The 25,716-nt window shown below is 58.5% G+C and carries 23 protein-coding genes and 8 pseudogenes; 15 read left to right on the top strand and 16 right to left on the bottom strand.

Annotated elements, in window-relative coordinates:
- The first annotated feature begins 5 nt into the window (after nt 1-5).
- Entirely contained in the window at nt 6-590 is a 585-nt protein-coding gene (locus WDN46_23595) for a TetR/AcrR family transcriptional regulator (GenBank protein MEJ0096275.1), read from the top strand.
- A gap of 27 nt (nt 591-617) precedes the next feature.
- Here the strand turns inward: WDN46_23595 and yghU are convergent, their stop codons facing one another.
- The 3 genes and pseudogenes from yghU to WDN46_23580 all read right to left on the bottom strand — a co-directional run bounded on the left by yghU (nt 618) and on the right by WDN46_23580 (nt 2,711).
- On the bottom strand, nt 618-1,493 hold the full coding sequence (gene yghU / locus WDN46_23590; GenBank protein MEJ0096274.1) for a glutathione-dependent disulfide-bond oxidoreductase: 876 nt from the start codon (nt 1,491-1,493) through the stop codon (nt 618-620).
- 490 nt (nt 1,494-1,983) lie between these two features.
- A complete protein-coding gene (locus WDN46_23585; protein ID MEJ0096273.1) occupies nt 1,984-2,607 on the bottom strand; it encodes an IS5 family transposase in 624 nt (207 codons plus the stop codon).
- Nucleotides 2,574-2,711: pseudogene (locus WDN46_23580) on the bottom strand (transposase). Before WDN46_23580 ends, WDN46_23585 begins: the two are co-directional and overlap by 34 nt.
- Before the next feature lie 482 nt (nt 2,712-3,193).
- Between WDN46_23580 and WDN46_23575 the strand changes: the two are divergent.
- Nucleotides 3,194-3,439: pseudogene (locus tag WDN46_23575) on the top strand (helix-turn-helix domain-containing protein).
- Nucleotides 3,440-3,540: 101 nt separating this feature from the next.
- On the opposite strand, the gene WDN46_23570 reads toward WDN46_23575, so the two are convergent.
- Together WDN46_23570 and WDN46_23565 are read right to left on the bottom strand one after the other, a co-directional pair.
- Complete coding sequence (locus WDN46_23570; protein ID MEJ0096272.1) at nt 3,541-4,215, bottom strand: response regulator transcription factor; 675 nt, start codon at nt 4,213-4,215, stop codon at nt 3,541-3,543.
- Nucleotides 4,212-5,621 (bottom strand): histidine kinase, encoded by a 1,410-nt coding sequence (locus WDN46_23565; GenBank protein ID MEJ0096271.1) that lies wholly within the window; start codon nt 5,619-5,621, stop codon nt 4,212-4,214. Before WDN46_23565 ends, WDN46_23570 begins: the two co-directional genes overlap by 4 nt.
- Before the next feature lie 210 nt (nt 5,622-5,831).
- Between WDN46_23565 and WDN46_23560 the strand changes: the two genes are divergently transcribed.
- Nucleotides 5,832-6,323: a DUF2380 domain-containing protein gene (locus WDN46_23560; protein ID MEJ0096270.1), complete on the top strand. Its 492-nt coding sequence runs from the start codon at nt 5,832-5,834 to the stop codon at nt 6,321-6,323.
- A gap of 45 nt (nt 6,324-6,368) precedes the next feature.
- Nucleotides 6,369-6,914, top strand: coding sequence for a DUF3280 domain-containing protein (locus WDN46_23555; protein MEJ0096269.1), 546 nt, complete (start codon nt 6,369-6,371; stop codon nt 6,912-6,914).
- 68 nt (nt 6,915-6,982) lie between these two features.
- On the opposite strand, the gene WDN46_23550 is transcribed toward WDN46_23555, so the two are convergent.
- Nucleotides 6,983-7,720, bottom strand: a complete 738-nt coding sequence (locus tag WDN46_23550; protein MEJ0096268.1) for a response regulator — start codon at nt 7,718-7,720, stop codon at nt 6,983-6,985.
- Between the two features lie 458 nt (nt 7,721-8,178).
- Between WDN46_23550 and WDN46_23545 the strand changes: the two genes are divergently transcribed.
- The 3 genes and pseudogenes from WDN46_23545 (at nt 8,179) to WDN46_23535 (ending at nt 10,661) form a co-directional block, all read left to right on the top strand.
- Nucleotides 8,179-8,748: a hypothetical protein gene (locus tag WDN46_23545; protein ID MEJ0096267.1), complete on the top strand. Its 570-nt coding sequence runs from the start codon at nt 8,179-8,181 to the stop codon at nt 8,746-8,748.
- A gap of 181 nt (nt 8,749-8,929) precedes the next feature.
- Nucleotides 8,930-9,394 (top strand): acyl-CoA dehydrogenase family protein, encoded by a 465-nt coding sequence (locus tag WDN46_23540; GenBank protein ID MEJ0096266.1) that lies wholly within the window; start codon nt 8,930-8,932, stop codon nt 9,392-9,394.
- A 311-nt stretch (nt 9,395-9,705) separates the two neighbouring features.
- Nucleotides 9,706-10,661, top strand: a pseudogene (locus WDN46_23535) (IS481 family transposase).
- Nucleotides 10,662-11,165: 504 nt separating this feature from the next.
- Here the strand turns inward: WDN46_23535 and WDN46_23530 are convergent.
- The 3 genes from WDN46_23530 to WDN46_23520 all read right to left on the bottom strand — a co-directional run bounded on the left by WDN46_23530 (nt 11,166) and on the right by WDN46_23520 (nt 13,056).
- Nucleotides 11,166-11,300: an AraC family transcriptional regulator gene (locus WDN46_23530; protein MEJ0096265.1), complete on the bottom strand. Its 135-nt coding sequence runs from the start codon at nt 11,298-11,300 to the stop codon at nt 11,166-11,168.
- Nucleotides 11,255-11,482 carry a hypothetical protein gene (locus tag WDN46_23525; GenBank protein ID MEJ0096264.1) on the bottom strand — a complete coding sequence of 76 codons (228 nt, stop codon included), beginning with the start codon at nt 11,480-11,482 and terminating at the stop codon, nt 11,255-11,257. The genes WDN46_23530 and WDN46_23525 overlap by 46 nt, the downstream gene beginning before the upstream one ends.
- Nucleotides 11,483-12,780: 1,298 nt before the next feature.
- The gene (locus tag WDN46_23520; protein MEJ0096263.1) at nt 12,781-13,056 is read right to left on the bottom strand and encodes a TRIC cation channel family protein; all 276 of its coding nucleotides are present in this window, start codon (nt 13,054-13,056) and stop codon (nt 12,781-12,783) included.
- Between the two features lie 148 nt (nt 13,057-13,204).
- Between WDN46_23520 and WDN46_23515 the strand changes: the two genes are divergently transcribed.
- The 6 genes and pseudogenes from WDN46_23515 to WDN46_23490 all read left to right on the top strand — a co-directional run bounded on the left by WDN46_23515 (nt 13,205) and on the right by WDN46_23490 (nt 17,899).
- Entirely contained in the window at nt 13,205-13,411 is a 207-nt protein-coding gene (locus WDN46_23515) for a hypothetical protein (protein ID MEJ0096262.1), read from the top strand.
- 83 nt (nt 13,412-13,494) lie between these two features.
- Nucleotides 13,495-14,261, top strand: a pseudogene (locus WDN46_23510) (IS5 family transposase).
- A gap of 19 nt (nt 14,262-14,280) precedes the next feature.
- Entirely contained in the window at nt 14,281-14,505 is a 225-nt protein-coding gene (locus WDN46_23505; protein ID MEJ0096261.1) for a hypothetical protein, read from the top strand.
- A 666-nt stretch (nt 14,506-15,171) separates the two neighbouring features.
- Complete coding sequence (locus WDN46_23500; protein MEJ0096260.1) at nt 15,172-15,876, top strand: Pr6Pr family membrane protein; 705 nt, start codon at nt 15,172-15,174, stop codon at nt 15,874-15,876.
- Between the two features lie 524 nt (nt 15,877-16,400).
- The gene (locus WDN46_23495; GenBank protein MEJ0096259.1) at nt 16,401-16,796 is read left to right on the top strand and encodes a Panacea domain-containing protein; all 396 of its coding nucleotides are present in this window, start codon (nt 16,401-16,403) and stop codon (nt 16,794-16,796) included.
- A gap of 345 nt (nt 16,797-17,141) precedes the next feature.
- Nucleotides 17,142-17,899 (top strand): IS5 family transposase gene (locus WDN46_23490; protein ID MEJ0096258.1). Its coding sequence is split into 2 segments (ribosomal slippage): nt 17,142-17,481 and nt 17,481-17,899, totalling 759 coding nucleotides; the frame shifts between segments, so codons are not numbered across the junction.
- Nucleotides 17,900-18,160: 261 nt separating this feature from the next.
- On the opposite strand, the gene WDN46_23485 is transcribed toward WDN46_23490, so the two are convergent.
- The 3 genes and pseudogenes from WDN46_23485 to WDN46_23475 form a co-directional block, all read right to left on the bottom strand.
- A complete protein-coding gene (locus WDN46_23485) occupies nt 18,161-18,493 on the bottom strand; it encodes a hypothetical protein (GenBank protein ID MEJ0096257.1) in 333 nt (110 codons plus the stop codon).
- Nucleotides 18,494-18,852: 359 nt separating this feature from the next.
- Nucleotides 18,853-19,871: pseudogene (locus tag WDN46_23480) on the bottom strand (IS481 family transposase).
- The gene (locus WDN46_23475; GenBank protein MEJ0096256.1) at nt 19,805-20,137 is read right to left on the bottom strand and encodes a hypothetical protein; all 333 of its coding nucleotides are present in this window, start codon (nt 20,135-20,137) and stop codon (nt 19,805-19,807) included. Before WDN46_23475 ends, WDN46_23480 begins: the two are co-directional and overlap by 67 nt.
- Here WDN46_23475 and WDN46_23470 point away from each other — a divergent pair.
- Nucleotides 20,024-20,904, top strand: a pseudogene (locus WDN46_23470) (IS110 family transposase). The gene WDN46_23475 and the pseudogene WDN46_23470 sit on opposite strands and share 114 nt — an antisense overlap.
- Before the next feature lie 477 nt (nt 20,905-21,381).
- On the opposite strand, the gene WDN46_23465 reads toward WDN46_23470, so the two are convergent.
- On the bottom strand, nt 21,382-22,338 hold the full coding sequence (locus WDN46_23465; protein ID MEJ0096255.1) for a glutathione binding-like protein: 957 nt from the start codon (nt 22,336-22,338) through the stop codon (nt 21,382-21,384).
- Between the two features lie 282 nt (nt 22,339-22,620).
- Between WDN46_23465 and WDN46_23460 the strand changes: the two are divergent.
- A pseudogene (locus tag WDN46_23460) lies at nt 22,621-23,547 on the top strand (IS481 family transposase).
- A gap of 395 nt (nt 23,548-23,942) precedes the next feature.
- On the opposite strand, the gene WDN46_23455 reads toward WDN46_23460, so the two are convergent.
- From WDN46_23455 to WDN46_23445, 3 genes and pseudogenes are all read right to left on the bottom strand, one after another.
- A complete protein-coding gene (locus WDN46_23455) occupies nt 23,943-24,572 on the bottom strand; it encodes an IS630 family transposase (GenBank protein MEJ0096254.1) in 630 nt (209 codons plus the stop codon).
- A gap of 106 nt (nt 24,573-24,678) precedes the next feature.
- Nucleotides 24,679-24,923, bottom strand: a pseudogene (locus WDN46_23450) (transposase).
- Between the two features lie 37 nt (nt 24,924-24,960).
- Nucleotides 24,961-25,683: a glutathione S-transferase C-terminal domain-containing protein gene (locus tag WDN46_23445; GenBank protein ID MEJ0096253.1), complete on the bottom strand. Its 723-nt coding sequence runs from the start codon at nt 25,681-25,683 to the stop codon at nt 24,961-24,963.
- Between the last annotated feature and the right edge of the window lie 33 nt (nt 25,684-25,716).

The raw sequence follows: 25,716 nt of genomic DNA, 5'->3' as shown, positions 1-25,716 counted from the left end.
GCCAGATGCTCGAGGACGAACGTCGAGCAAAGCTTGTCGAAGCGGCGGGTGAGCTGTTCCTGCACAAAGGTTATCACGCCACGACGATGGACGACGTCGCGCGCTGCGCCGGCATGTCGAAAAAGACCGTCTACCAAGTGTTTTCGGGGAAATCAGAGCTTTTCGACGCGCTGCTGACCGACTGGTTCGCCCCTTACACCATGCCTGTCGAATCGGACGGCCGCTCGCCGCAGGATGTGCTGACCGACGTCTTATCCCGACTGGTCAGTTTCGCGTTGACCGAACGACAGCTGTTAATGACGCGGCTGCTGATCGCCGAGACATCGCTCTCGGAGGAAATCGTCGCGGCTTTGGACCGACAGGGCCTCGGGCGCGGCAAAGGCGCGTTGGAGCGATGGCTTGCCGCCCAGGCTGCTCTCGGATTGTTGAAGATCGATGACCCCGACGAGTCGGCCAGCATGCTGTTCTTCACCGCGGCCGGAGATTTTCTGATGGGCCTATTGCTGCGGATCCGCTCCCAACCGACCGCGGAGGAAATCAAGGCGCGGGTGGAGTGGACGGTGGAGATGTTCTTTCAGCGTTTCAGCTGAATCTCCCCCGTCCCACCTTAAGAGAGCCTAACGCTGGGCGGTCAGCTTGTCTTGCGTCCTCATTTCGAAGTCGCTGGCGTCGTGACGCTCGAGCAATTGGCTGGAGGGTTCGCCGGACACGCGGTTGACCATCCGCCCGCGCTTGACCGCTGGACGTTCGCCGATCATGTCGGTCCAGCGCACGACGTTTTTGTAGTCCTGCACAGAGAGAAACTCAGCCGCGCCGTAGAGCCACCCCTTCGCCAAGCCGCCGCACCAGGGCCAGATCGCCATGTCTGCGATCGTGTACTCGCCGCCCGCCACGTATTTGTTGTCCGCGAGCCTTTTGTCGAGCACGTCGAGAAGACGCTTCGTTTCCATCGCAAAACGATCGATCGCATATTCGATCTTTGTTGGAGCGTAGGCATAGAAATGGCCAAAGCCTCCGCCCAGATAAGGGGCGCTTCCCATCTGCCAAAACAGCCATGATAGGCATTCGGCGCGCGCGCCGGCCTCGCTCGGCAAAAAAGCCCCAAACTTCTCGGCCAGGTAGAGCAGAATCGCGCCCGACTCGAAAACTCGGATCGGCTTTGGGCCGCTGCGATCCTGAAGCGCGGGAATCTTTGAGTTCGGATTCAGGCCCACGAAGCCGCTGCCGAACTGCTCGCCGTCGCCGATTTTGATCAGCCAGGCGTCGTACTCCGCGCCGCTATGGCCCAGGGCGAGCAACTCCTCCAGCAGAATGGTGACTTTCTGGCCGTTGGGCGTCGCCAGAGAATAGAGCTGTAACGGATGACGACCAACCGGCAGCTCCTTCTCATGCGTCGGCCCGGCGATCGGCCGGTTGATGTTAGCGAATTTCCCGCCGTTTTCCTTATCCCAGGTCCACACCTTCGGCGGCGCGTAGTCAGACGAATTAGTCACTGCAAATACTCCTGGCGTCTGGCGGCGGATATGCGCCTCGACGCAAAATCAATGATGGCCCTCGGCGGCCGGAAGATACCTGCCGCAAGAGCGCTTCAGGTCCGGGCCATGAGCTCCCGGCGTCTATACAGCACATTTTCATGGGGGGGATAGTCGACCCCGTACGTCGCGAGGTCACCAGGTAGATCGCGCCAGATGATCGACGCGCATGACCGTGAGAACGTCGCCGCGGGATCGAGCAAGGCATCCAGTTCGCTTCGCCCGGCGAGTTTTGCGCCGGTGACCTTCTCTGCGCGAATGAGAATCGCGCCGGACGCTTAGAGCCTCGCGCTATCTCGACCCTCAGACGCGCCCAAATTGTTTCAAAGCAAATATTTCACGCACCCACCTCTAGGACGGCCTATTGATCGCGCTAAAAATGATTACAGGCGAATATACAACGAAATTTCTATTGAATAGTTTTATATACCATATCAACTAGGCTCAGGACTCATTGATTGAGATAGAAGAGGACGGCGGCTGCGATGCAGATGGCGGAGAAGAAGGTGTGGGCGCATCGATCATAGCGGGTTGCGATGCGCCGCCAGTCCTTGAGCTTGGCGAACATGTTCTCGATTTTGTGACGCTGGCGGTAGAGCGTCTTGTCATAGGCAATGGGAAGCTTGCGGCTTCTGGTTGGCGGGATGCAGGGCTCGACGCCCCTGGCCTTCAGCGCGGCGCGGAACCAGTTGCTGTCGTAGCCCCTGTCGGCGATCAACATTGAAGCGGGCGGTAAAGCCTTGAGCATCAGCCGCGCGCCCTTGTGGTCGCTCATCTGGCCCTCCGAGAGCAACATGACGAGGGGCTTGCCGGCGCCGTCGCAAACGACGTGGAGCTTCGAGTTCAGTCCGCCTTTCGTGCGCCCGATACGGCGGGGAAGAGCCCCTTTTTGAGCAGGCTCGCCGCTGTGCGATGCGCCTTCAGATGCGTGGCGTCGATCATGATGCGCTCGGGCTTTGGACCTTCGCCAGCGAGCGCGGCGAATATGCGGTCGAAGACGCCGAGCCGGCTCCAGCGGATGAAGCGATTGTAAAGCGTCTTGTGCGGCCCGTAATCCTTGGGCGCATCTTTCCATTGCAGGCCGTTGCGGATCACATAGACGATTCCGCTGACCACCCGACGGTCGTCAACCCGCGGAACGCCATGCGACAGAGGAAAATGCGGCGCAAGCCGCGCCATCTGCCGCTCGCCCAACAAAAACAAATCACTCATCCCAGCCTCCCCATGCGGAGACCAGGAATCACATCTCAGGCAAATTTAATAGGTCCTGAGCCTAGATCACGCTTTTAGGATGACGCTCAAGAAGTATAAATATGGCACAACTTGGAGCGGCGCCCCGGTTCATTGGGGGTGGCGTTCAAGTTGATACCCTCCGCGGTGGGGAAGACGGCCTGCACCGAGACGGTGCTGTTCAGCTTCAAGGGCGGAAACGGCACCTCGCCCGTCGCCAGCTTGATCTGAGGATTCGAGCGGCGATCTCTTTGGCATGACCTCGGCCGGCGGCGCCTCAAGCATAGGCAGCGCAAGCAGGGTAAGCACCGCGCGAAGAGCGCGACAGCATTTCCGCTCCCGCAGCCTAAGAGTTCCGAGCTACGGGTTAGCCGCAATTATGTAGGCGAGCCACCGCGACGGCTAAGGGGCTCGGCGGTAGCGAGTTCTCAGGCCGGTCGGCCTTCTCGGCTCGATTTACGAGGTTTGTCGGCGAAACTATGCATCGGTACCTGGTCGCACGGCGGATGGAGAAGGCCGCGCTCATGCTCGAGTCGAGCGATCACGCAATAGCGCGGATCGCCACTCGGGTTAGCTATGAGACGACGGCTGCGTTTTCGAAGAGTTTCCATCAACACTGTGGATTTTCTCCCAGCCATTACCGGGCGGCGCGTAAGGGCCGAGGCGGAGCCTACTAGCGGTGGCAGAAAGATTATCGCTGGTGGCCAGTTGCGGGTTTCCGTCTTCCATCAGCGTCGCGAGGGTCGATCTAGGTTTGGCGCATATGAGCGTGATAAATTCACGCCAGGGGATGGCTCGCATCCATGTCAGGGTCCTTGCCCAAAATTCCTTGCCGGAGCGCGACAAGCACGAGCTCAATGTCGGAAGCGACGCCGAGCTTACTTTTGATAAGGTAGCGCGTATTCGCGACCGTCTTCGGGCTGAGGTGAAGAATGTCGGCGATGTCCTCTGTCGTTCTCTCCGCAAGCAGCATGCGCAAAATCTCGAATTCGCGCGGCGTGAGCACGTCCGTCGCCGTCGGAGTGTCGGCGACGCGACTCAACGCAAGCTCATGATCAATGTCGGCGCTGAGCGCGATCCTTCCTTGCAGCACGTCGAACGCCGCGCGCACGAGCGCTTCCGGCGGGCTGCTTTTCGTGACATAGCCCTTCGCCCCGGCCCGGATCGCCTGCACGGCGTAAGCAGCGTTCTGATGCATGGTGAAGACGAGAATGCGAGCGGTGGACTCCCATTGGCGAATGCGCCTTATGGCTTCAACGCCGCCAAAACCTGGCATGGTGAGATCCATGATGACGAGGTCCGGCCTCGTCTCCTTGAACAGACGGTAGGCCTCGGCGCCATCGCTCGCCTCGGCGACAACCTTCAGTCGCGGCTGTTTCTGCAACAGCGAGCGATATCCTTCACGCACAATCGCATGATCGTCGACGAGCATAATGGTGGCGCCGTCCGTCATGCCGCATTCCTCGTCTCGCAGGGATGCGTCGGCGCTGGCGGAACCGGAATTTGCGCGAGGAGTACAAGACCGCTCGGGCGCGAGGCCTCAATGCTCAATCTGCCGCCAAGCGCAGCAATGCGCTCGCGCATGCCGAGCAGTCCCATGCCGGATTTGACAGTCAAATCGGCTCCGGCTTTGCCATCGTCATCGACCTCGAGTTCTATGCACGCGCGCTGATCCGGGGCAGCGGCTTCTTGCATGCGAAGACGAAGAGCGACCCGCGACGCCTGCGCATGTTTCGCCGCATTGGTTATGGCCTCTTGTGCGACCCTGTAAAGACTTGCCGCGAAATCCGGCGGCAGCTTGTCGAATTTGCCGGACAGCTCGATTGAAAAGCGCGTTCGGCCGCCGCGGCTGTTCCATCCCGCAACAAGCCCTTCAAGGCTTGCAGCGAGGCCAAGCTCATCGACGTCCGGCGGACGCAGCCTCAAAAGCGCGCTGCGCAGCACGTCCATCATACGGGCGGCCGTCCGAGCGATGCTGCGGCACTCGGACACGAGGGCCGGACATTCCTGCCGCGCAGTCTGGCCAGCGGAGGCTGCGACCGCGCTGATTGCGGCGAGGCATTGCCCGAATTCGTCATGCAACTCTCGCGCGAGATGTTGCCGTTCCTCATCCTGGACAGCTATCAGCCGTTGCATCAGCGCCTTGCGCTCGGCGAGCGTCGTCTCAAGGTTAGCGGCAAGATGATTGAATACCTTGCCCACTGCCGAAAGCTCGGCAAGGTCGAAGGGCGGCAGACGCGCCGAGAGGTCGCCGGCGGCAAGACGCTCAAGACCGGCGCGGATCGCCCGCGTCGGCCGCAAGGCGTCTGCGAGCGCTGCATATATCAAGACGCAAAGGCCAAGCAAAGCGCCGGCCATGATGGCGACAAGGCGGCTCGTCTCGCGCCAGCTTTGTCCGATGAGGCTTTGACGATCGATCGACGCCACAGCCTCCCCATGCGTCTCATCGCCATAGATCACGGGACGCGCCGACTCGCGGCCAATGCCGAACAGGCGTTGATAAAGGTCAGCGAAGAGCTGCGGCGCGTCGGCGTCGTCGGGCTCGGCGCCGCTGCACAAGCGCTGAAGAATTTCGCCATTCCGCTCGCGGTAGGAGATGCAGACGCCGGGAGCCATGAGCGCCGGCGCGACCCTTTGTAAATCGGGGAATCGGTAGGGAGCATCCTTAACCCAGTGAATCTGGCCCTGTTGCAGCTCGAGGTCTTTGGCGACCGCCTCCGCGATCCGATCGGCCCGCGCCCGCGCGGAGCGGTCCGTCTCGAAAAGAACGTAAGCCGCGGCGGCGGCAAAACAGAACGCCGCCAAAGCCGTGATGCGCAGCGCGAGCCGAAGTTTCAGATCAAGCCTGGACGCTGGCATAGGCGAACACTTTGCAAAAGAGCGTTGCGCTCAATGGGGCGCTCGACGCCCAGCCTAGAGGCAGACCCGGCCTCTTGGAAGCGCCCGCCGCAAGATCGGGCAATTTGCCCGGCCACTATCGGGGCGCGTCCGCTTTCCGCAAGCCCGGCGATCCGTGCAGGATGGCGGCGAAACAACGGGGTTTGCGACATGCGGCGCTTCACTCTTTCGATGCTTACGGCGTGCCTGTCGTTGGCGCCTTCTTGCGTCAACGCCGAGGACGGCGGTGAAAAGGCGCGAGGCGCCGCCATCGCGGTGATCGACTTCGACTATATCGACACTTCGGGTGAGGAGCGCGATCAGCGAAGGGAGCATGAAACGCGGCTCAACGTCTTTACGCGCGCCCTCAAGGACGGACTCGGAGAGGGCGGCAAATTCCAGCTCGTCACGCCGGTATGCCAGCCCGATCCGTGCTCGCTCGCCGGCTCAACGGTCAGCGCTATCTTGGCCGCGGCCCGCGAAGCTGGAGCCGGCATTCTGCTTATCGGCGGCATCCACAAGATGAGCACGCTGGTGCAATGGGCGAAGGTTGAGGCGATCGACGTCAGAACGGGACGGATCGTGCTCGACAAGCTGTTCACCTTTCGCGGCGACACCGATGAAGCCTGGCGGCGGGCCGAAGCTTTTATCTCGGACGAAATTGCCGCGCTGCCCCCCTCGTAATGGGCGACCGCGCTTCTCATCGAAGGTGCAAAACAGGAGCCAGCTATGCAACGCCGTTTTTTCTCGTGCCGCCTCCGGCTGCTTGCCGCTTACGGCGCCGCCTTGTTGTGGTGGGGCGTTGGTCCCACGCCAGTCGGCGCAAGCGCCGATCCGTCCCCGATTAAAATCGCGGTGTTCGATTTCGAACTCGACGATTTCAGCGCCGGCGCCGGGCTTGCGGGCGATAACTCAGCTGACCTTGCGCAATTGGATCGAGCCACGAGCGAAGCGCGCCGGCTCATCGCGCAATCCGGGCGCTATACTCTTGTCGACGTCTCGAGCGCCGAGGACGATGCCGCGAAACAGCGCTCGCTGCGCCAATGCAACGGCTGCGAAGCCGCCATCGCGCTAAAGCTCGGCGCCGATCAATCCTTTGTCGGTGTGGTGACGCGGATCAGCCGGACGGAATACGTGGTGCGATTCGAGATCCGGGACGCTCGTACCGGAGCCATCGCCCTCGCGCGGCAAAGCGACCTTCGCATCGGCGCCGATTATTCCTGGAATCGAGGCGCGGAGTGGCTCATCAACAATGCCATGCTCAACAATCATTGAGGCTGTCGTTCGGCGTTGCCTATCCAACAAATCCAACGGAATAGGCTGCCCTTTTATTGTCTGATCGGTCAGATGTGCTCGACCGGCTGAGTAAAAAGATAGCCGACGCCCCGCTCGGTCTGAATGACGCGTGGCGCGGCCGGATCGGTTTCAAGCTTGCGCCGCAACCGCAGGATTTGCACATCGATGCTGCGATCGCAGATATCTTCATGTCTGCGAGTCGCCTGCAAAAGGTGTTCGCGGCTGAGCGGGCGCTGGGGCGCATCGAGAAACGCTGTCAGTAGCGAATATTCCGCTTTCGTCAGCGCAACATCGGCCCCATCGGGATCGGCCAGGCGTCGCGCGCGTCGGTCGAGTTCCCAGCCGCCGAAGTGAGATCGTAGTCTCGCTCGATTCCGTTGAGGCGTGCTGTGTCTCGTTTCTTGCCGGCGCAACACCGCGCGAATGCGCGCCAAGAGCTCCCGGAGCCCGAACGGCTTAGTGACATAATCGTCTGCGCCGAGTTCAAGTCCGACCACCCGGTCGATTTCATCGCGACGATTGCCGGTGACGATGATCACAGGAATATCGGAGCGCGACCGAATCTCGCGCAATAGCTCGAGCCCATCCTCTTGTCCTAGCCGCAGATCGAGGATTACCAGGTCTGGCCCGATCTCCGCAGCAAATTGGCGAGCCATCTCTTGGCGGCTGGTGGCCGAAACGACCTGCATGTCGTGCTCTTCAAGATAGGTCAGGACCATGTGCCGCAAGGCGCTGTCGTCCTCGATGACTAGGATCCTGGCGGACTTCCTGTTCTCGTCATGCATGTCCTGAATCCCATCTGTCGCCTGCGCGGCTGAAGTGTAGCGCCACAATCTATCGAGCGTTCAAGCGAGACCTAAACGCTCACCAAATAGCATTCTGTCGTTCATTTTGGAAATCGGATGTTCCCATGATCATCATCCGAAAAACCGATGACCAGCTGAGCCATCTCAAGCTTCCTCAGTCTCACTCCAGCCCTCCGCCGCTCTCAACCGCCTCGCGGCAATCGTCATTGGGAGGTTCCGAACGCATTATGTCCTGACGGCGAGTTACACGGAGACCCCGCCATTACGTTTGTAATTAGAAAGCCGTTTTGCATCATCGTTTGCAATAAAAGCGTAACCGGCCGTACTCACGCTGCCGCCCCGATGCGATTGGGACATTCCAATGCTCAGGATCCGCACATTAGCCTGCGGATGTCTTTGGTCGAATCGCGGCGCGATCAATTATTTATGGAGCCTTCATGACTAGCGGCAAAGATACGGCGATCGGGCAGTCCGCAGACAATGATGTCGTGGCTGCCGCCATCGCCTTAATCCCATCGCTGCGCTCGCGCGGCGCGGAAACGGAAAGGCTCGCGAGGCTCCCTGACAGCACGGTTACGGACCTAGAAAACGCGCGCCTATTCGACATGGCGGCGCCGAAAATGTATGGAGGCCTCCAGTGCTCGCTCGAGACTCGGATGGACGCAGTGGTCCAAGTTGCGCGCGGCGACGGCTCGGCCGCCTGGACGCTGGCCCTGCTCTCGTCCGGCACGTGGATGGCTGCGGCGCTTTATTCGCAGCAGGTCGTCGATGAGGTTTTTGCCTCAGGCGGAAGGTTCCGTACGGCGAGCGTGCTTCTGCCCCGTGAGGTGAAGACGAAGCGAGTGGATGGCGGCGTAATAATCGATGAGGGGTTTTGGAGTTTCAACAGCGGCGTGGAACATGTTGATTGGGATATCCTTGGCATTCCCATTTTCGACGACTCGGGGCAGGTCGTCGACCGTGGGTCGGCATTGATCCCCAATATCGCAGGTCAAGCTGCTACGTGATTGGGATACTATCGGCCTCGGGGGCAGCGGGAGCACTAGCGTCTCGGTAAAGGATGTATTCGTTCCAAACGAGCGGATCGCATTGCTCAGCAAGGCGCTACGAGAGGACTACCCAGCTTCTCGTCTTCGCGGCGAGCCGCTATATGAATTGGCGCTGCTCCCGTCCTTCGCGACCAATCTTGTGTTCCCCATTCTCGGCATGGCGCAAGCCGCGCTTGAACTGTTTGTCGAGAAGGCGCCGCGTCGCGGCATCCCGTATACATTTTACGGGCGGCAGGACGAAGCTGCAGTTACTCATCTTCAGCTGGGAGAGGCATCTTCCAAGATCGACGCGGCAGAATCGATGCTCCGGCGATCGGTCCGCGAACTCGACGCGAGCGCCAGCAGCGGCACGCGTTTGACGCTCGAAAAGCGCGCGAGGATCTGGCGCGATGCGGGCTTCGCCAGTCGTTTGCTCTGGGAAGCCGTGGATCTGTTGGCCGGCGCATCCGGAGCTTCCTTCGCTAACTCAAGCAGCCCGATGAATCGTTTGTGGCGCGACGTGCGCGTGGCCAGCCTGCATGGCGGTCTGTCAACAAGCACAACCATGGAACTCTTCGGTCGGATCCTGAGCGGAATGAAGCCGAATACAGGGTTGCTGGGGTAACAATTGGATCGGCACAACCGTTATCGGGAATTACGGCGATGACTTCGCCATTCGCGGTGATCACCTCTCCCCATTCATCGAGGATTTGCGCCGTATAATAACGCCCTTTACATCTGCCCTCACGTAGTTCTCAGGCGTCACGATCTCTGCGGTCCAGGCAGTAGTTGAAGCTGAAGCCAATGCGTTGGCCAGCAAACTCACGATGCGGTGACGATTCCAACCGGCTTTCATGGGCTCCCCGTTCACGCATCTAGTTGTTTGATCCCGGGCTTTGATGGTGCATTATTTTCCTCGAAATGGAAGGATGCGCTATGGGCCAGATTTTGCACGGGAGCGCCACCACGACAGCGGCGGTGCGTCGAGCGATACAGCATAGTGAAGAAAGCCTGAGGGCCCTGGCCAAGCGCTACGGGATCAACCAGAAGACCGTCGCCAAATGGAGGAAGCGGACCTCGGCGGCCGATCTGCGGACCGGTCCGAAAGAACCAAAGTCGACGGTCCTCTCGATTGAGGAGGAGGCGATCATCGTCGCTTTCCGAAAGCATACGTTGCTTCCTCTCGACGATTGCCTTTATGCGCTGCAGGCCACCATCCCCCGCCTGACTCGCTCGTCGCTGCACCGGTGTCTGCAGCGGCATGGGATCGGGCGGCTGCCGGATATCGAGGGCGACAAGGAGCCAAAGAAGAGGTTCAAGTCCTATCCGATCGGCTTCTTCCACATTGACATCGCCGAGGTTCAGACCGCCGAGGGGAAACTCTATTTGTTCGTCGCCATTGATCGGACAAGCAAATTCGCCTTCGTGCAACTGGTGAAGAGCGCGAACCGGGTCACGGCTTCAGCCTTCCTGGTCGCCCTGATCGCAGCCGCGCCGTACAAGATCCACACGATCCTGACCGACAACGGCATCCAGTTCCGTTACGCCCCACGATACGCCGACGGCCCGACCGCTCGCTACATGACGCACATGTTCACCATGCGCTGCCGCGAGAACGGCATCGAGCACCGCTTCACCAAGATCAACCATCCGTGGACGAACGGTCAGGTCGAACGGATGAACCGAACTATCAAGGGCGCGACTGTCAAACGCTACCACATGATCAGCTCAGCAGGCATCTCGACGACTTCGTCAGCGCCTACAATTTCGGCCGGCGACTGAAGACCCTAAAAGGCCTCACGCCCTACGAGTTCATCTGCAAAAGATGGACAATCGAACCAGAACGATTCAAACTCGATCCAATCCATCAAATGCCGGGACCAAACACCTAGGTCGATTGAGCATTTATGTCGGCGATAAGTTAGTTCGGAAGGACGCAGACGCCATAACTCCCCATGCGAGGTTACGACCTTTCACATCGCAGAAATAGCGGTTCGCCTAGGCGACCAAAGGCTATCGGTCCATCATTTTGAAAGACGTCGACGCGGTTCTGCGCGAGCATAAGGAGGGCCGTCACAGTACCCGTCCTCAACCTCACGCCAGCCCGTTGCAAGCGCCAATTTGGCATTTGCAGACGCTCCGCACTCCAGCATGAACTCGACTGCCGCAATGGCCTTGGTGGCGGGAAGTCGCTGCGGCTCCGAGAGATATTGCCGAGCGAAAATCGGAGGAGGTGAATGCTGCTCCTGCGTCCGCGCGCGAGATTATCGAGGTGCAGGACGAGCTCGCGGCAGCAACAGGCCTGGCAAATGCGATTTAGATGGCCGCCGCACACTTACTGCGAGAGTATTGCGACCTCGGAAGGACGGGCGGCCGGCGCTAATTTTGAGCAGCGATCAGGCGAGGCCGCTTCGACGAAACTGAGAGGGAGTCTGGCCGACGATGCGGCGGAAGGCCCTGGTGAAATTAGCGTGGGAAGAAAAGTTCAGGTTATGACGTTCGCTTTCTGCACGAGGCCGTCGACGCAGCATGTGACGATGCCACTGGCTCGGACTGCGAGGACGACCTCCGTTGTCTGCTGGACGAAAGGCGAAAGGTGGCAATCGACGTGTACGTTCGACTCGGCGTAGAGACCGGACCACTCGCGCCTGGATGACGATAGCACTTGACCGGTGACGTCTCCGTATTTCGCGCCGCCCTGGCTCAGGTCCATAAACACCCTCCGATTTTTGGCGGCATTACCAAGCGATTTGAGTAGGAGATTCAGAAAACGGGCGAAATTGCGCCATCTCTGAGATGCCAACGCATCACACCGAAAGGGGAGGCAGGTCGCCACCGCGCCTCCCAAACGAGACCCTATCCCCCACCGGCCATCGAAGACGCGACGGGGCCAGCATTTGAATCTGGATCCAAGGGATGACGAAACGCCCGGCTTCCCGAGCGTGCCCCCTTTGCATCGAATTCAAGCGGTCAACTTTCGCCACTTTATGATGGATCGTCTACAACATGGCCTGGTTGCCGACAGAACAAAATATCAGGCTACTTCGACTGCGCGTCATAAAGACTAGAGAGAATAGCCAGCCCAACAGCCACCACCGCCAATATACCAAGGCCGATCATCCAAATTTGATCTACATCATCCATACATTCACAACAATAGCATAGTTACCAAGCCGTCCACCGACTCCGAGTTGAGCGAAACTCTGATAACCATAAGAACGAATTCGCGCCAAAACAATTTATCGTGCTTTCGCAAACTGCTCTGTAGTTCAAATGGAGCGAATTCGATTTGTGGTGTCGAATGCCCGTTTGTGACTTTATGCCCCGAACAAACCACAATTTTCAACGAAGTCACCGCAGTCTTGAGCTCTGACTTTGACGAAGTTTGGGGGTACGAATTGAAAATTCTGCTCACAATCCTGAGAACTGCATCAGTATTCCTTTACGTACTTAGCGTGGGCACGGCGCTATGGCTCTTTGTTTTATGCTCGCAGCGGGACGACCCGATTCCGTGGTTAGATCGGATTTGGATCGGTAGCGGCGTTCTGTCCCTGATATTGGCTTTTTACCTCGAGAAGGTGGAGCAGAATCGGAGAACGATCACCAATGGCGAAATTGAAAAGCCTGTTGAATCGAGAACCGCTCCAGTGGCTAGCTTCGTGGCCCACAGAAGTAGTTCAAATGCAGCCTATCCCAACGCCATAATGCGAGTCGTGCGCCTACTTCCGCGCCATTACTCAAAAATAAGCTCGGCGCTAAGCCGAGCCATTAGTTTGACGGTCATTTGCACAATATGAAAACGCTCATCGAGCGTGCTTGATCGGCGAGGTCTTCCGATTTTAAGGCCGAGGTCGCAGATCCGTCGCTACTGGGAGCAGGTACGCTGTTAGAAATCATTGATGGATTAAAAACATGCTTTCGGCTTCTCGGAGCGAAACGTTTGAGCATCCGCACCGCTCAACCGAAGAAGCCGTCAAAAGCCTGGTCTTTACCATTGAGCATCGCGAAGGATTAGGTGCGGCAAGCGCTCAAAACCCGCCCGCGCGGGGCAGCTTCCAGCCGCGGTAAATCGCCGTCATTCTCAAGAAAAAGCAAAGCGCGATCCCCGGCGCTCAAAGCCGGTCCCTGCGGCGCGCCGGCCGCGAGACTGGCGGCGGCTACGCCCGCGCCCGCGAACGCCGCGACCGCGTAAATTTCCGACGTGAGCACGGTCGGCACGCGCATGGTCTGCACGTCGCGTGCGACCCTGCCGCGAATCCCACTCACCGCGCCGAGCACGGCGGCCATCAGGGGGCCAGTCCCTGTTCGAGAGCCTTCACCGTCCCGGTGACGGCAAAGACGCCCAAGCCCGCGGCGTCGAAGACCAAAGCCGGAGACCGAAGCTTAAGGAGCCAGCGGTGACCCCCAAATTCCGAGCTGGCCGGCGGCGAGGAGATTGCCAAGGGACGCCAGCTCTCGATGCTTCCGGCGGAACGGCACCGATCAAAATGTCACGGGCGATCCCTCCCGCGACGGCGGTCACAAAGGCGAGCACGAGGACGCCGAACACGTCGAGGCGCCGCTCGACGCTAACAATGGCGCCGCTCAGCGCGAAGACCATAGCGCCAACCCAATTAAGGCTATCGATCAGGAGACTGCTTAGGCCGTTGTGACGAATTCGGCGTTTGGGGGATTCTCGCGAGGATCTTTCCATGATTCAAGGCTGATTTTTGGAGATCAGCCTTGATGATTCGGGATGTCGATGCGCTGCGAGACGATCAATGGGAGCGGCTTTGTGATCTTGTGCCAGGCGGAAGAGCCGGCCAGCGCGGGCCGCGCTGCGACAATCGACGCTTCGTCGACGCGCTGTTATGGATGGCCCGCTCGGGCGGCCGCTGGCGCGATCTGCCCGAACGCTTCGGCGACCATCAGGCGGTGAAACGCCGCTACTATCGCTGGATCGAGCGCGGCGCCTTGGACGGATTTCTTGAGGCATTCACCGCCGAGGCCGATCTCGAATGGCTGATGATCGACTCAACAATCGTGCGCGCCCATCAGCACGCGGCCGGCGCAAGGATCGCCAAAGGGGGGCGGATGCCCAAGGCCTGGGCCGCTCTCGCGGTGGTTTGAGCACCAAAATCCACGCCGCGACAGACGCACTCGGCAACCCCGTTCGGCTCCTTCTCGGACCTGGGCAGCGCAACGACATCACAAAAGCGCACGCCCTGATCGAAGGCTTTGCGGCCGATGCGATCATCGCCGATAAAGGTTATGACGCCAATCACTTGCGCAAGGCTGTTCTTATGCGTGAGGCTGAGCCGGTGATCCCATCAAAATCCAATCGCCGCGCGCCGCTCCCCTACGACAAGGCGCTCTACAAGGAGCGCAATCTCGTCGAGCGTTTCTTCAATAAACTGAAGCAGTTCCGGCGCGTCGCAACCCGATACGACAAGCTCCTCGCAAACTACCGAGGCTTCGTATTGCTCGCCGCTATTGCTATCATGCTCAGGTAATTCGTCACTACTGCCTAGAATGACGATCTTCATCGAGAATCCGTGCACAGCCGCTTCGCAAAATATCACGACGGCCGAGAGCCTCTTCATCAACTTCACGGCTGCTGCATCTACGACGGCAGGCGGATCGATCGAGCTAGCCCCCTGTGGGGTTTATAGCACGGGCACGGGACCGGTTTCGACCGAGGCGATTACGGTCACAGCGACGACGACCGGGCATCGGTGGACGGCGAAGATCGAGTAGGCGCGGAGCGTGTTTTTCGCAAATGAAATCACGTCGTAATATCGCTGTTCTATACGCGTTGACCGACTAGGCTGGAGGGGCAGCTACCAGCTCCAGTCTGGTCAAGAAGCGCGGTGGGGTGGGTTGCACCCGCGCTGGGAGCCGGGCCGTTTCGCCACCCCCTTCTTGGCTGGAGGCCCAACGATCGTGTCCCGGTAGTAATAACTGCCCCCGCCGCTGTTTAGACCCTGGCGAGCGGGGGTTCCTCAAAAGCCGAGGGCGGGATTGGCCGCCGCGTCAATTTTCTCGCCGGTCGCCCCAGTCCTGAGCTTTTCGTTCGGCATGCCGCAGCTTCAGAAACTCGACGAAGTCAATTAGTGCGCCGGGCGAAGAGACCAACAGCCGGCCTCTGCTCTCTGGAAACCGCGGCACCGATCGCGAATGATCAATCAGCATCACAGATACGCGCTAAACGCGGAGACCGCCATCTCAACGCGTCTCGAAAACAACAGGAAAATCCCCAAGGAATCATGACGACTGTAGTCATTCTCTCGCCGCGGGACATCGGCTTGTAACCTTGAAGGTCTCTACGAAAGCGGCGATCGGTAGATGAAGCAGGAGCTTGATCTATATGTAATTCATAATTCGGCTAGGCGGCAATAATACCTAGTTCTAACGGAGATCACCATGGTTACTGCAGGGCTGACGCCACCTGAAGCCGCGCCTTCGTCCGACATTCAGCGGTTCTTCGCGGGCGTTCTCGCCGCGATGGCGTGGTTTGGCCTTGGCGTCGAAATCATTCTCGGTCTTTCAAATTCGGTATCCAAAAATTCATCGATCGCCGCGTATCTCGTTAATTACTTCAGTTTATTTTCGATCCAAACCAATCTGTTGGTCGCGCTGGTTCTGACGCTTGCCTGCGCGCGGCCGCAGGCCGAGACGTTGCTGTTGCGCCCAAGAGTGCAATCGGCGTTGGTCGTTTATATCATCGTGGTCGGCGTAGTCTTTGAGCTGCTGCTGCGGGGGCCGAAGTCGCGAGGGATGCAGTTCGTGTCGGACGGTGTTTTGCACGATGCTATTCCGATTCTCTATGTCTTATATTGGTTAGTCTTTACGTCCAAAGGGAGACTGACGTGGGGTGATCCGGCGCTCTGGTTGCTTTATCCGCTGCTCTTGTTTGTATATACGATTGCGCGGGGCGCGGTCTTTGGCATTTATCCTTATTCGTTCATCGACGTCACCAAATTGGGCTATCCTGGGGTTTTCATCAACGCGCTAGTTTTTCTCGGGGTGTTCTTCGCGCTTGGTCTCGTCTTGACTGCGATTGACCGCGCGCTGGGCAAACGGCGAAGCCGCCGTCGGAATGAGCTTGGCGGAGCCTCTGCGGCCTGAAAGTGGCGCTGCCTTGAGCCAGCCGCGTCAGTAGAGCATGCGAGGTTGCGGACATTGGTGACCGGAACTTTGCCCAGGTTTGGCCGCGGCGGGAAGCCCCAGCGCATCAGCGACAGCTCGCGCTCGCCGTCCGACGCCCTGCGAACGATCGGGGCCATCGTGTCGGGGAAGATCGCTGACAGCAACGGCAGATCGCCCGCTAGGTCGCGCCGCGGGCGGTTATGGTGGTGCAAGGGCGCCGGGACAAGAGTGGCGCGGCGATTTGGTATTTATCAAATTGCGTGTTAGGCACTCAAGTCATAAGCAACAATTCTACGCCACGCCCACCGGGCGAAGGCCGATGATTTTACCGGATACGATCATGGCAGCTGGGTTCAACGCGAGGAAAGCGGCCCAGGTAGTTGCTTACCTGGCGAACAAAGCACCTAAAAGGCGCCTTAACATCGTTAAGGCCGTGAAGTTAGTCCGATCGCGAATCGCTTGCCACATTTGGATTTCCGATTCTGGACGATGATCGCGTCTCCATGCCGCTCGGCCCAGTAAATTCGACCACCTACCGATTCATCAACGGGGAAATGGAAGATCAAAATTGGTCTGAGTTTTTGAGAGATAGGTCTAATCATGAGCTGTCTGTGACGCAGGCCGGATCGCAGAGCGATTGGGACGAATTAAGCGACGCCGACATTGAATGCTTAGATCGCACGTGGTCTCGCTTTGGTCATATGCAGCCATTTGAACTCGTCAATTGGACTCATGATCCTGCCAATATTCCAGAATGGGAAAATCCCGAGGGAAGCTCCTACCTGATCCCTATCCGACGCATACTCAAAATGCTTATGGTGGCGAATGCTGAAGAGCACAGTAAAGTCGTGGAAGATCATCGAAAGATTACACGACTGTTAGAATCCATCACGGATTAGATGGGCTATGTTCCTCTGAAGAAGGGAACGATTATTATCCCATCGGGGACGTCTTTTGACGCCGGTCGAACGCATTTATTCGTCATTTGTTCAGATAGATGTGAGTTGGGGTTTCAAGTGCTGGTCCCGCTTTCAACATATACGAATGATCTATGTGACCAAACGTGCAGAAAGGAGAGCATTCCTTCGTTATAAGGAAGAGCTATATACTCTATCGCAAGGCAGATATAATGGCGTCTAGCATTCTCGTGTCTGGAGTTGAGAAGGGGATATTAGGGCCCAGACCCATAAAATGGTTGGCGTGACAGGCGGATTGTGATTCACAGCTTCCGAAAGGAAGCGACTATGAATCGGGATCAATTCTGGCTGACGGACGCGCAGTTCGCGAAGATCGCGCCGCATCTTCCCACGGACACGCGCGGCAAGGCGCGCGTCGATGATCGCCGGGTGGTCAGCGGGATCATTCATGTGCTGAAATCTGGCGGACGCTGGATTGACGCGCCGCTGGAGTACGGGCCAAAGAAGACTCTCTACAATCGCTACGTTCGCTGGGCTGCTAAGGGCGTTTGGATCGATCTGTTCCACGCGCTTGCGCAAGCAGGCGGGCCGCCGGCGCAGGTCCTCATCGACTCCTCGGCGGTCAAGGCGCATCGCTCGGCCAGTGGCGGCAAAGGGGGGAGAAGAATCAGGCCATCGGCCGTTCGCGCGGCGGGCGCACAACCAAAATCCACGCATTGACCGATGCGGACTGCCGCCCGCTGTCTTTCATGCTCACCGGCGGCCAAATCGCCGATTGCTCGGCGGGCGCGGAGCTTATCGCGCGACTTCCTCCTTGCGAAATCCTCCATGGCGACAAGGGCTACGACGCAAATGCGATCCGTCGGCAGGTCGAGGAGCGCGGAGCTATGCCGAATATCCCGCCCAAGGCCAATCGCAGGTGGAAGAACTGCTTCTCGCCCTTCCTCTATCGAAACCGCAACGCCATCGAACGCATGTTCTGCCGCCTGAAAGACTTCAGGCGCGTGGCTACCCGCTACGACCGAAACGCCATAAACTTCCTCGCGACAGTCTGCATCGCCGCTACCGTCAGCTACTGGTTGTGAGTCTGGACCCTAAGTCCTCATGATGAGATGAATGGCCAGACGTTTACTCGTGTAAAAAACGGTATTTGCAAGTCAGTACAAACGCCGCGCAAGGTCAAAAAATATTTAATGTGCCCAAACATTATCGCTGCCAATGGCCCGGCACCGGGCGGACCACAGGCGCAGCCGAACCCATGACGTTCCTTCAGGTCTCGTCCGGAGCCCAAGACCACTTTATAGCTCGCGGCCCGCAGCAGCTTGTCCCGCGTTCACTCTGCATCCTCAGGCCGGCGCAGCGTTCAGCGGCGGGTCGTAAGCCGCGACAAGGTCCGCCTGTTCTGCGCGCCTATCTGCTTCACCCGCGCTCAGATCGAGCCGCAGGAAAAACAGGGTCTCTTCGCTGATTTCACGCGCCTTGCGCCAAGGTTGCGATCGTTCGAAAGCGCTGCGGACGTTCTGCGATTCGCCGACGTATACCGGCGCGGGGTCAGACGGGCGCCCGAACGCCACGATATACATTCCTGGCTCAGCCGGCAGATCGGTGGCCTTCAAGCCTGAAAACAGCGCGTAGCGATAGCGCTTCCCTGACGCTCCTCGGAATGAGTAGGCGAGCATGCTTGGCGGCCCTTGGGAGGAACAAATCCAGCATATCGTCTGTCAAACTATCCGAAATTTTTGTCAAACTCGTTTCGGATAGTTTTCGTAACCTATTGAAATTAATGGTGCCCAGGGGCGGGTACATCAAACGCAACGTTATCAAGGGCTTACTTAATGGTGGGACACAGAAACATCTCGCCGCTTTCCAAGGGTTTCTGACGTGAATGTCCCACCCGCTTCGCCGAGTCTCTGGTCGCGATTCGTGGGAGAACGCCTGACCCTATCGGATCTGAGGTTTGGAGCGCTGCGGCGCCGATGCTTCTTCCCGAGGGTTACAGCTCTCCAATTCCACCATTTGACAGAATGCCCTCTGAGATTTAGGCGATCATCAGAGGAATGCGCCTGCGTCCGAGCTCTAAGCTGTTTAGTGCCGACATATGATGGAGCGGATTTAGATTGAATCTGTTTGGCTCCTTTGTCCAGAGCTTGCAGATATATTCGTATGGGGCGAGACCCTTGAGGGTCTTGAGCCGTCGGGCAAAGTTGTAGGCGGCGACGAAGTCGGCGAGATGCGTTTTGAACTGATCATGCGTCTCGTAATGGAAGCGCTTGACGGTGGCGTCCTTGATCGTTCGGTTCATGCGTTCCACTTGGCCGTTCGTCCAGGGATGTTTGGGCTTGGTCAGGCGATGATCGATGTCGTTGCGGCCGCAGGCCAGCTCGAAGGCATGGGCGCGGAAAGGCTCCTTACGTTCGATCATGTTCTTGATCTCTGTCGGGCTCCAACCATCGCCGCGCGGGTCGGTGAAGTGCAGGCCGTTGTCGGTCAGCACCGTGTGGATCCTGTAGGGTACGGCCTGGATGAGGGCGCGCAGGAAATCGGCGGCGACGCGCGTGGTGGCTTTCTCGTGCAGCTCCACAAAGGCGAATTTTGACGTGCGGTCGATCGCCACGAGCAAATAGAGCTTGCCCTCTGCGGTACGCACTTCGGCGATGTCGATATGGAAATAGCCGATCGGATATGATTTGAATTTCTGTCGAGCCGGCTTGTTCCCTTCGATTTCGGGCAGGCGGGAAATCCCATGCCGCTGCAGGCAGCGATGCAAGATGACCGCGTCAGATGCGGGATCGTCGGCTGAAGCGCGTAAAGACAGTCATCGAGCGGCAGCAGCGTATGGCGCCGGAAGGCGACCACGACCGCCTCCTCCTCAATCGAGAGGACCGTCGACCTCGGTTCTTTCGGACCGGTCGGCAGATCGCCCGCCGAGGTCCGCTTCCTCCATTTGGCGGCGGTCTTCTGGTTGATCCCATAGCGCTCGGCCAAGGCCCTCAGGCTCTCTTGATGGGATGGACGGCGCCCGTTTCCCCACCATCCGGAAAAAAGGCGTGCCAATATGGCCGTTCTCGAACATTCACGAAGGAGTTCCATCCATGGGCAAGATTGCGGCTGATCTCAGCGCCGTTACGACCGTTGGCCTTGACCTCGCAAAACACGTCTTCCAGGTACATGCGATCGACGCAGCGGGCCAGATTGTCATAGCCAAAACAATCCGGCGGAAGGACATCCTGAATTTTTTTTCGGATTTGCCTCGCTGCGTCGTGGGCTTGGAAGCATGCGGTTCTGCCCATTACTGGGCACGCGAACTGATCAGACTCGGCCATGATGCCCGTCTCATGACGCCGCTGATGCGGCGGCGATCTGCGAGGCGGTAACGCGACCGTCTATGCGCTTTATCCCCGTACGATCCGTCGAAAATCAGGCCGCGCTCATGCACCATAAGGTCCGGGAGCTTCTGGTCGGGCAACGAACACAGCTCCTTAATGCCCTAAGAGGACATCTGTCCGAGATCGGCATAATCGCCGCGCAGGGTCCGAACAACGCGCGTGCGTTGGCAAGCCTCGTCATGGAAGAGAACGAGACGGTTCCGGCCATTGTATGCTCAGCCTTGATGCCATTGGTCCGTCAACTGATGCAGATTGATGGAGAGATCGCGCAAAGCGACCGCGCGATCCTCGCCATTGCCAGATCCAATGAAATGGCTCGTCGCCTGATGACAGTTCCCGGGATCGGCCCCATCACGGCCTCAGCTCTTGCGGCGAGCGTACAGGATGTCTCTGCTTTTTCCGGTCCACGCGAGTTCGCAGCGTTTCTCGGGCTTACCCCACGGCAGGCGTCTTCGGGCGGCAAGGAACGCTTGGGGCGCGTTTCCAAAATGGGCAACCGATACTTGCGGAAGCTGCTTGTGGTCGGAGCACATGCCGTTCTATATCATCGCCGAGCCAGCACCGATCCGCTGAGAACATGGGCCGACAGATTATTGGACACCAAGCCTTTCAAGCTCGTCGCTGTGGCCATCGCGAACAAGCTTGCCCGCATCGCTTTCGCGCTCATGCGCGGCGGGGCGAGTTATGGAGAAATGCCGGCCTGAAAGGAAGCATACGTTTTTCAGGGTAAATCCTGAAGGTTGAATCCGGGGTGCTCATGAGGTGATGGGGAGAAAACGAGAATCGGCCTTGAAAACCTGCAAAATAGTCGGAGCCTAGAGCTCGTTCTCTTGATCAGGATTAAAAAGGTCAGCGGATACCATCAGGGCCCAGCGGAAAACCGCAGCAACAGAGGCCGGAGACATGACCGCACCTCCAACGACCGCATCACCGAAAGAAATCCCTTGATAGGCGGGCGCCGTCCAGACATGACTATTTTGTATCGCTCGACGCACCGCCTCTGTCGTCGTGGCGCTCCCGTGGAGAACTTGAGCCATAGCGCATCCTTCCATTCCATGGAAAAGATCGCTCCATCAAAGCCCGGGATCAAACAGCTCGGGGAGCACGGAGAGTCCTAGCCACATCAATCCTATTGTTGCGACCCTCTCGATCCCCACCAAGAGAAGCGCCAAAGACACCTTTTATTTGTTTCGGTAACTGTCGTAGATCCTTTCAACATATCTAGCGGCAGGATGTTGGCGCATTTCCGTGATGATTGCTTGAAACTCAGAGGGCATCCGCTCAAATGGCGGGATCGGAGAGCTGTAACCCTTCGGAAGAAGCACGGGCGCGGCGGCGCTTACAAACCTTAGGTCGGATAGGGTCAAGGACTCTCCGACGAGAAAGCGCCGGCCGTCCGCCAGCCGTGCGTCGGTTTGGTTGAACACGGCCCTGGTTTGGTCCAATGCTTTTTGCGCGTTTTCTTTGTTGAGTTGCAAGAGAAGTCGGAATTGTTCTGAAAACAACGGGTAGGCGCTCCGCACGAACGACGCTTCAAGCGTCGGCACGCCGCGCGTGAGCGGCTCGATCATGATTTCGCGGTGCGGCAGCAGATGATAATACGCCAAAATTGCAGTTGTGCGCGCCAGGACTCCATCGAACGTGGTCCAATCTAGTTCGAACTCAGCACGCAAGGTTGCGTCGTCGGGGACAAGCTTTCCGGCGGCCGGACAATCTTTATCAAAACGGCCGGCGATCTGACGCGGTCCCACCAGACGATAATCGGGTCCAACAAGGACCGGAATTTGAACCGAGCCCGCGGAAAAGAGGGCGAGAACGGAGGCCCATCCAAAGATATGAGGGTCCTCCCGATAAGGAATCTCATAATGGGTCAAGATCAAGCGACACATGTCAGTGTCAGTCATCGTTGGGAACGCTAGGAGAGACGGGAGAGCCGCTGCAGTTCGCAATCTCGAAGCATCGCTAATTCTTTTCAAACCTCTCGCCTCCCTGTTCCGGCAGTCGTATTCTTTAACCAAGCGTACCGAAAGCACCTTGTGGACTTTCGAACGACGCCCTTTTGCCAGCGGTGAGTCGATCCGTCGCCTTAAAAAGATCGGATCAGCGCAGGTCGCGTCGAAGGGGTGTCCGCGCATCACGTCGCTCAACGCGGCGACGTAACTCAAGCACAAATCCACACACTCCCGTTACGCGACGATGTCGTTTTGAGACGGCGCAGTTACCGCGGTAATTCTGGCATCGAGAAAGCTAATCCCTTCTTGTTGCCAATCGAAGACGGCGCCGCGTTGCAAATTGACCGAGTTGTCGACGAACTCTAGGTGTTTGGTCCTGGGGAGTCGTGACGCTAAGCTGAGCCGTGAGGCGGAGGAAGCGTTATGGCGGATATTCTTCATGGCAGCCCCTCCGCAGCCCTTCCAACGATGCTTCGCATCGCTAGAACCTTGGGCTGCTCCGCCCGGACAACGCCGCGAGTTCGAGCCGAGCTCCAAGCGTCGAAAGAGAAGACGGGCGTCCTCGCCAGACGTTACGGGCTGAGTCGAACGACAGTGGCGAAATGGCGCTCGCGCTCCGGGACGGCGGATGCGCCGATGGGGCCGCGCGAACACCGGAGCACAGTGCTGACGCCGGTTGAGGAAGCCATGATCGTCGCATTCCGGCAGCGGACGCTGCTGCCGCTCGACGACGTCATGGGGTGCCTGCGCGACAGCCTCCCGAAGCTGACGCGATCAAGCCTGCATCGCTGTCTCGAACGCCATGGCGTCTCGCGGCTGCCGACGAGCGAGGCGACGACGAAACGCGGCCGGTTCGCACAGACGGCAATCGGCTATGTCCACATCGACAGCTGCGAACTGCGCCATGCGGACGGCAAACTGATCATGTTCCTGGCCATCGATCGCGTCTCCAAGTTCGCCTATGTCGAGTTCCACGACCGCGCCGGCAAGAGGGAGGGCGCGGCTTTTCTGCGCAACGTCGCGGCGGCCTTCCCCTAAAAAATCCACACGGTGTTGACCGACAGCGGTATGGCCTTCGCCGACCTGCCCAAAAACCGCCACGGCCCCAGCCGCCGATTTCTCGGCCCGCATATTTTCGACCGAGTCTGCATCGAGCATGGCATCGAACACCGGCTGACCAAGCCTTACCATCCGTGGACCAATGGCCAAGCCGAACGCATGAATCGCACCATCAAGGATGCGACGCTCAAACTGTTCCACTACCCGGATATCGAGAGCCTCAAAGCGCATGTCCTCGCCTTCGTCGCAGCCTACAACTTCGCCAAGCATCTCAAGGCCTTACGATGGAAAACGCCGTTCGAGGCGATGGCTCACGCCTGGACAACCGATTTTTAAATCTTCAAAATCGATCCGCGTCATCTCATTCCGGGATCAAACAGCTGATCTGGTCCGCTTGCTGCACTGCATGGGACGGGCATCGCCGATAGACTTGGCTCCGTAAAAGGCTCGCGCTTAGAGAAGCTTGTCTATCTACTCCAATTTATTCAATTATCGCCTGAGGGAGAAGGGGACGCCGTACGAGGATTTTCTCACCGCGGCGCTCGCTAGTATTCTTAACAGGGTAGCCGTGGACAAATTCGCTTTATTGGCGTCAGATCAATCCCGCCGCATACCGTTCGGGGGGATACATGCTGGGGTAGTCTGCCGGGCTCCCAATTCCGGCAGACGATTTGAATCACCTCAAGCCCGATTCGGGAATCCCTCTCGATTCATTCAGTTCGGCTAACGCTCTAGAGCATTCTGCTTTTAGGTCCGTCGATCAGACAGGGGGCTTCGATGCGGTCGTTGCGCAGCGCGGCGAGGAAAGTCGCGGTCTCCCAATGGCCGTGCGGAACCTTGTCGACGAGCCGCTGGCCCTTCGGTGCCCAGCCGTGCAGGCGCGTCATGTTGGTCTTCGTCCAGGTCTCGTCGATGAAGACCAGTCGCTTGGGATCGATGAGGCCCTGGTAGGCGCGCCATCGTTTGCGGTGACGGCTTATGTCCGGGCGATCCTGCTCGCGCGACGAGGGTCTTTTTTTAAACGTGACGCCGATCCGGCGAAAGAAGCGGCTCATCATCGAGGTGTCGGCTTTGATGCCTCGCTCGGACAAAAGGTGATCGCAAAGCGCCTGAAGCGTAATGTCCGGCTTCTCGCGTCGCGCAGTCTCCAGAAAATCACGGTGGGGCATCAGCTTGGCAGGTCGGTGGCCGCTGTGCCCGACAGGCTCTCTTGAGCCCTCCCGCTCAACCCGCTCAAGCCATTTGACAGCTACGGATTCGCTGATCTCGTAGCGCCGAGCCGCCGCGCGGCGGCTCAGTCCACCCCTCTCCACCGCATCGATCACGCGGTCACGCAAGTCTTGCGAATACGCCTTCGGCATTCCTGTCGGCCTCCACTCAGCCAACAGGTTGAATCAAAATCTCCCCGATTCGGGAATCCCCACAGCGATTCAAACCAAAAACAACCTGCTCTAGCCGCGTCGGCGCTTTGGCTCGATAAATCGTCTTCAACGCGCCAGCGAGGACTTTGCGGTCTTTCCAAGAGGCAAAATCCCTTGAATGGCGGATGAGATGGACGACACAAGTTTGCACGATCGTCTGCGAGAAAACGGCGTTGATCGCTTCCGGAAAGCCCTCAATCCGTCGACGACGGCGTTCATGACGCGCAACCAGAATTTGGCGCCTTCGGCGTTTTCGATCCGAGGGCGCAGAATGTCCTTCGTGCCGTCCGCCTGACCCGACCGCTCGCACGACATTCGCGGGCCTCCGTCAGCTGTTTCGATAGTTCTTGTAGATCCGCTCCACGTATCTAGCTGTGGGACGCTGGCGCATTTCTGTGATGATCGCCTGAAATTCCGAAGGCATTTGATCGAATGGCGGCATTGGACTGCCGTAACCCTCCGGAAGCACCAGCGGGGCCGCTGCGGTCGCTAACCGCAGGTCGGCTAAGGTCAATGCTTCTCCGACGAGAAAATTGCGCCCGTCCGCCAGCCTCACGTCCGTCTCATTAAACACTGCTCTGAGTTGGTCCAGGGCTTTTTGTGCGTTCGTCTTATTGAGCTGCAAAAGAAGCTTGAACAGTCCAGCAACCAACGGATATGCCGCCCGCACAAAAGACGCCTCGCACGCGGGCAAGCCACGAGTAAAAGGCTCGACCATGATCTCGCGGTGCGGCAGCAGGTGATAATACGCCACGACGGCAGGCGCGAATCCGATAACGTCATTGAAAACGCTCCAATCCAGTTCGACCTGGGCGCGCAAAGTTGCGTCAGTGGGAATCAGCCTTCTCGCGGCCTCGCAATCTTTGTCGAAGCGGTCGACGATCTGACGCGGTCCCACCAGACGATAGTTCGCTCCAGAAAGCACCGGGATTTGCACTGTTCCGGCTAAAAACAGAGCGAGGACAGATGCCCATCCAAAGATATGAGGTGTCTCCCGATAGGGGATCTCGTAGCGGTTCAAGACGAAGCGACACATCTCGCTATCGATCATTGGTGGAAAGGTTAAAAGGGACGGGAGAACCAT

It is taken from the genome of Methylocella sp., from assembly GCA_037200525.1.
Taxonomy (GTDB): Bacteria; Pseudomonadota; Alphaproteobacteria; order Rhizobiales; family Beijerinckiaceae; genus Methylocapsa.
Note: the sequence above shows the minus strand (reverse complement) of the source record. Positions and strands in the feature narration are given on the sequence as shown.

What these genes read in the sequence shown, in the direction of transcription:
- WDN46_23530 (MEJ0096265.1), bottom strand. Translation starts at nt 11,300, where the DNA reads ATGCTGCGTCGACGGCCTCGTGCAGAAAGCGAACGTCATAACCTGAAC.
- WDN46_23485 (MEJ0096257.1), bottom strand. Translation starts at nt 18,493, where the DNA reads ATGCTCGCCTACTCATTCCGAGGAGCGTCAGGGAAGCGCTATCGCTAC.
- WDN46_23545 (MEJ0096267.1), top strand. Translation starts at nt 8,179, where the DNA reads ATGACTAGCGGCAAAGATACGGCGATCGGGCAGTCCGCAGACAATGAT.
- WDN46_23520 (MEJ0096263.1), bottom strand. Translation starts at nt 13,056, where the DNA reads ATGGCCGCCGTGCTCGGCGCGGTGAGTGGGATTCGCGGCAGGGTCGCA.
- WDN46_23475 (MEJ0096256.1), bottom strand. Translation starts at nt 20,137, where the DNA reads ATGGCCGAGTCTGATCAGTTCGCGTGCCCAGTAATGGGCAGAACCGCA.
- WDN46_23505 (MEJ0096261.1), top strand. Translation starts at nt 14,281, where the DNA reads ATGACGATCTTCATCGAGAATCCGTGCACAGCCGCTTCGCAAAATATC.
- WDN46_23560 (MEJ0096270.1), top strand. Translation starts at nt 5,832, where the DNA reads ATGCTTACGGCGTGCCTGTCGTTGGCGCCTTCTTGCGTCAACGCCGAG.
- WDN46_23565 (MEJ0096271.1), bottom strand. Translation starts at nt 5,621, where the DNA reads ATGCCAGCGTCCAGGCTTGATCTGAAACTTCGGCTCGCGCTGCGCATC.
- WDN46_23555 (MEJ0096269.1), top strand. Translation starts at nt 6,369, where the DNA reads ATGCAACGCCGTTTTTTCTCGTGCCGCCTCCGGCTGCTTGCCGCTTAC.
- WDN46_23455 (MEJ0096254.1), bottom strand. Translation starts at nt 24,572, where the DNA reads ATGCCGAAGGCGTATTCGCAAGACTTGCGTGACCGCGTGATCGATGCG.
- WDN46_23500 (MEJ0096260.1), top strand. Translation starts at nt 15,172, where the DNA reads ATGGTTACTGCAGGGCTGACGCCACCTGAAGCCGCGCCTTCGTCCGAC.
- WDN46_23550 (MEJ0096268.1), bottom strand. Translation starts at nt 7,720, where the DNA reads ATGCATGACGAGAACAGGAAGTCCGCCAGGATCCTAGTCATCGAGGAC.
- WDN46_23495 (MEJ0096259.1), top strand. Translation starts at nt 16,401, where the DNA reads ATGCCGCTCGGCCCAGTAAATTCGACCACCTACCGATTCATCAACGGG.
- WDN46_23445 (MEJ0096253.1), bottom strand. Translation starts at nt 25,683, where the DNA reads ATGATCGATAGCGAGATGTGTCGCTTCGTCTTGAACCGCTACGAGATC.
- WDN46_23595 (MEJ0096275.1), top strand. Translation starts at nt 6, where the DNA reads ATGCTCGAGGACGAACGTCGAGCAAAGCTTGTCGAAGCGGCGGGTGAG.
- WDN46_23570 (MEJ0096272.1), bottom strand. Translation starts at nt 4,215, where the DNA reads ATGACGGACGGCGCCACCATTATGCTCGTCGACGATCATGCGATTGTG.
- WDN46_23585 (MEJ0096273.1), bottom strand. Translation starts at nt 2,607, where the DNA reads ATGGAAAGATGCGCCCAAGGATTACGGGCCGCACAAGACGCTTTACAA.
- WDN46_23525 (MEJ0096264.1), bottom strand. Translation starts at nt 11,482, where the DNA reads ATGGACCTGAGCCAGGGCGGCGCGAAATACGGAGACGTCACCGGTCAA.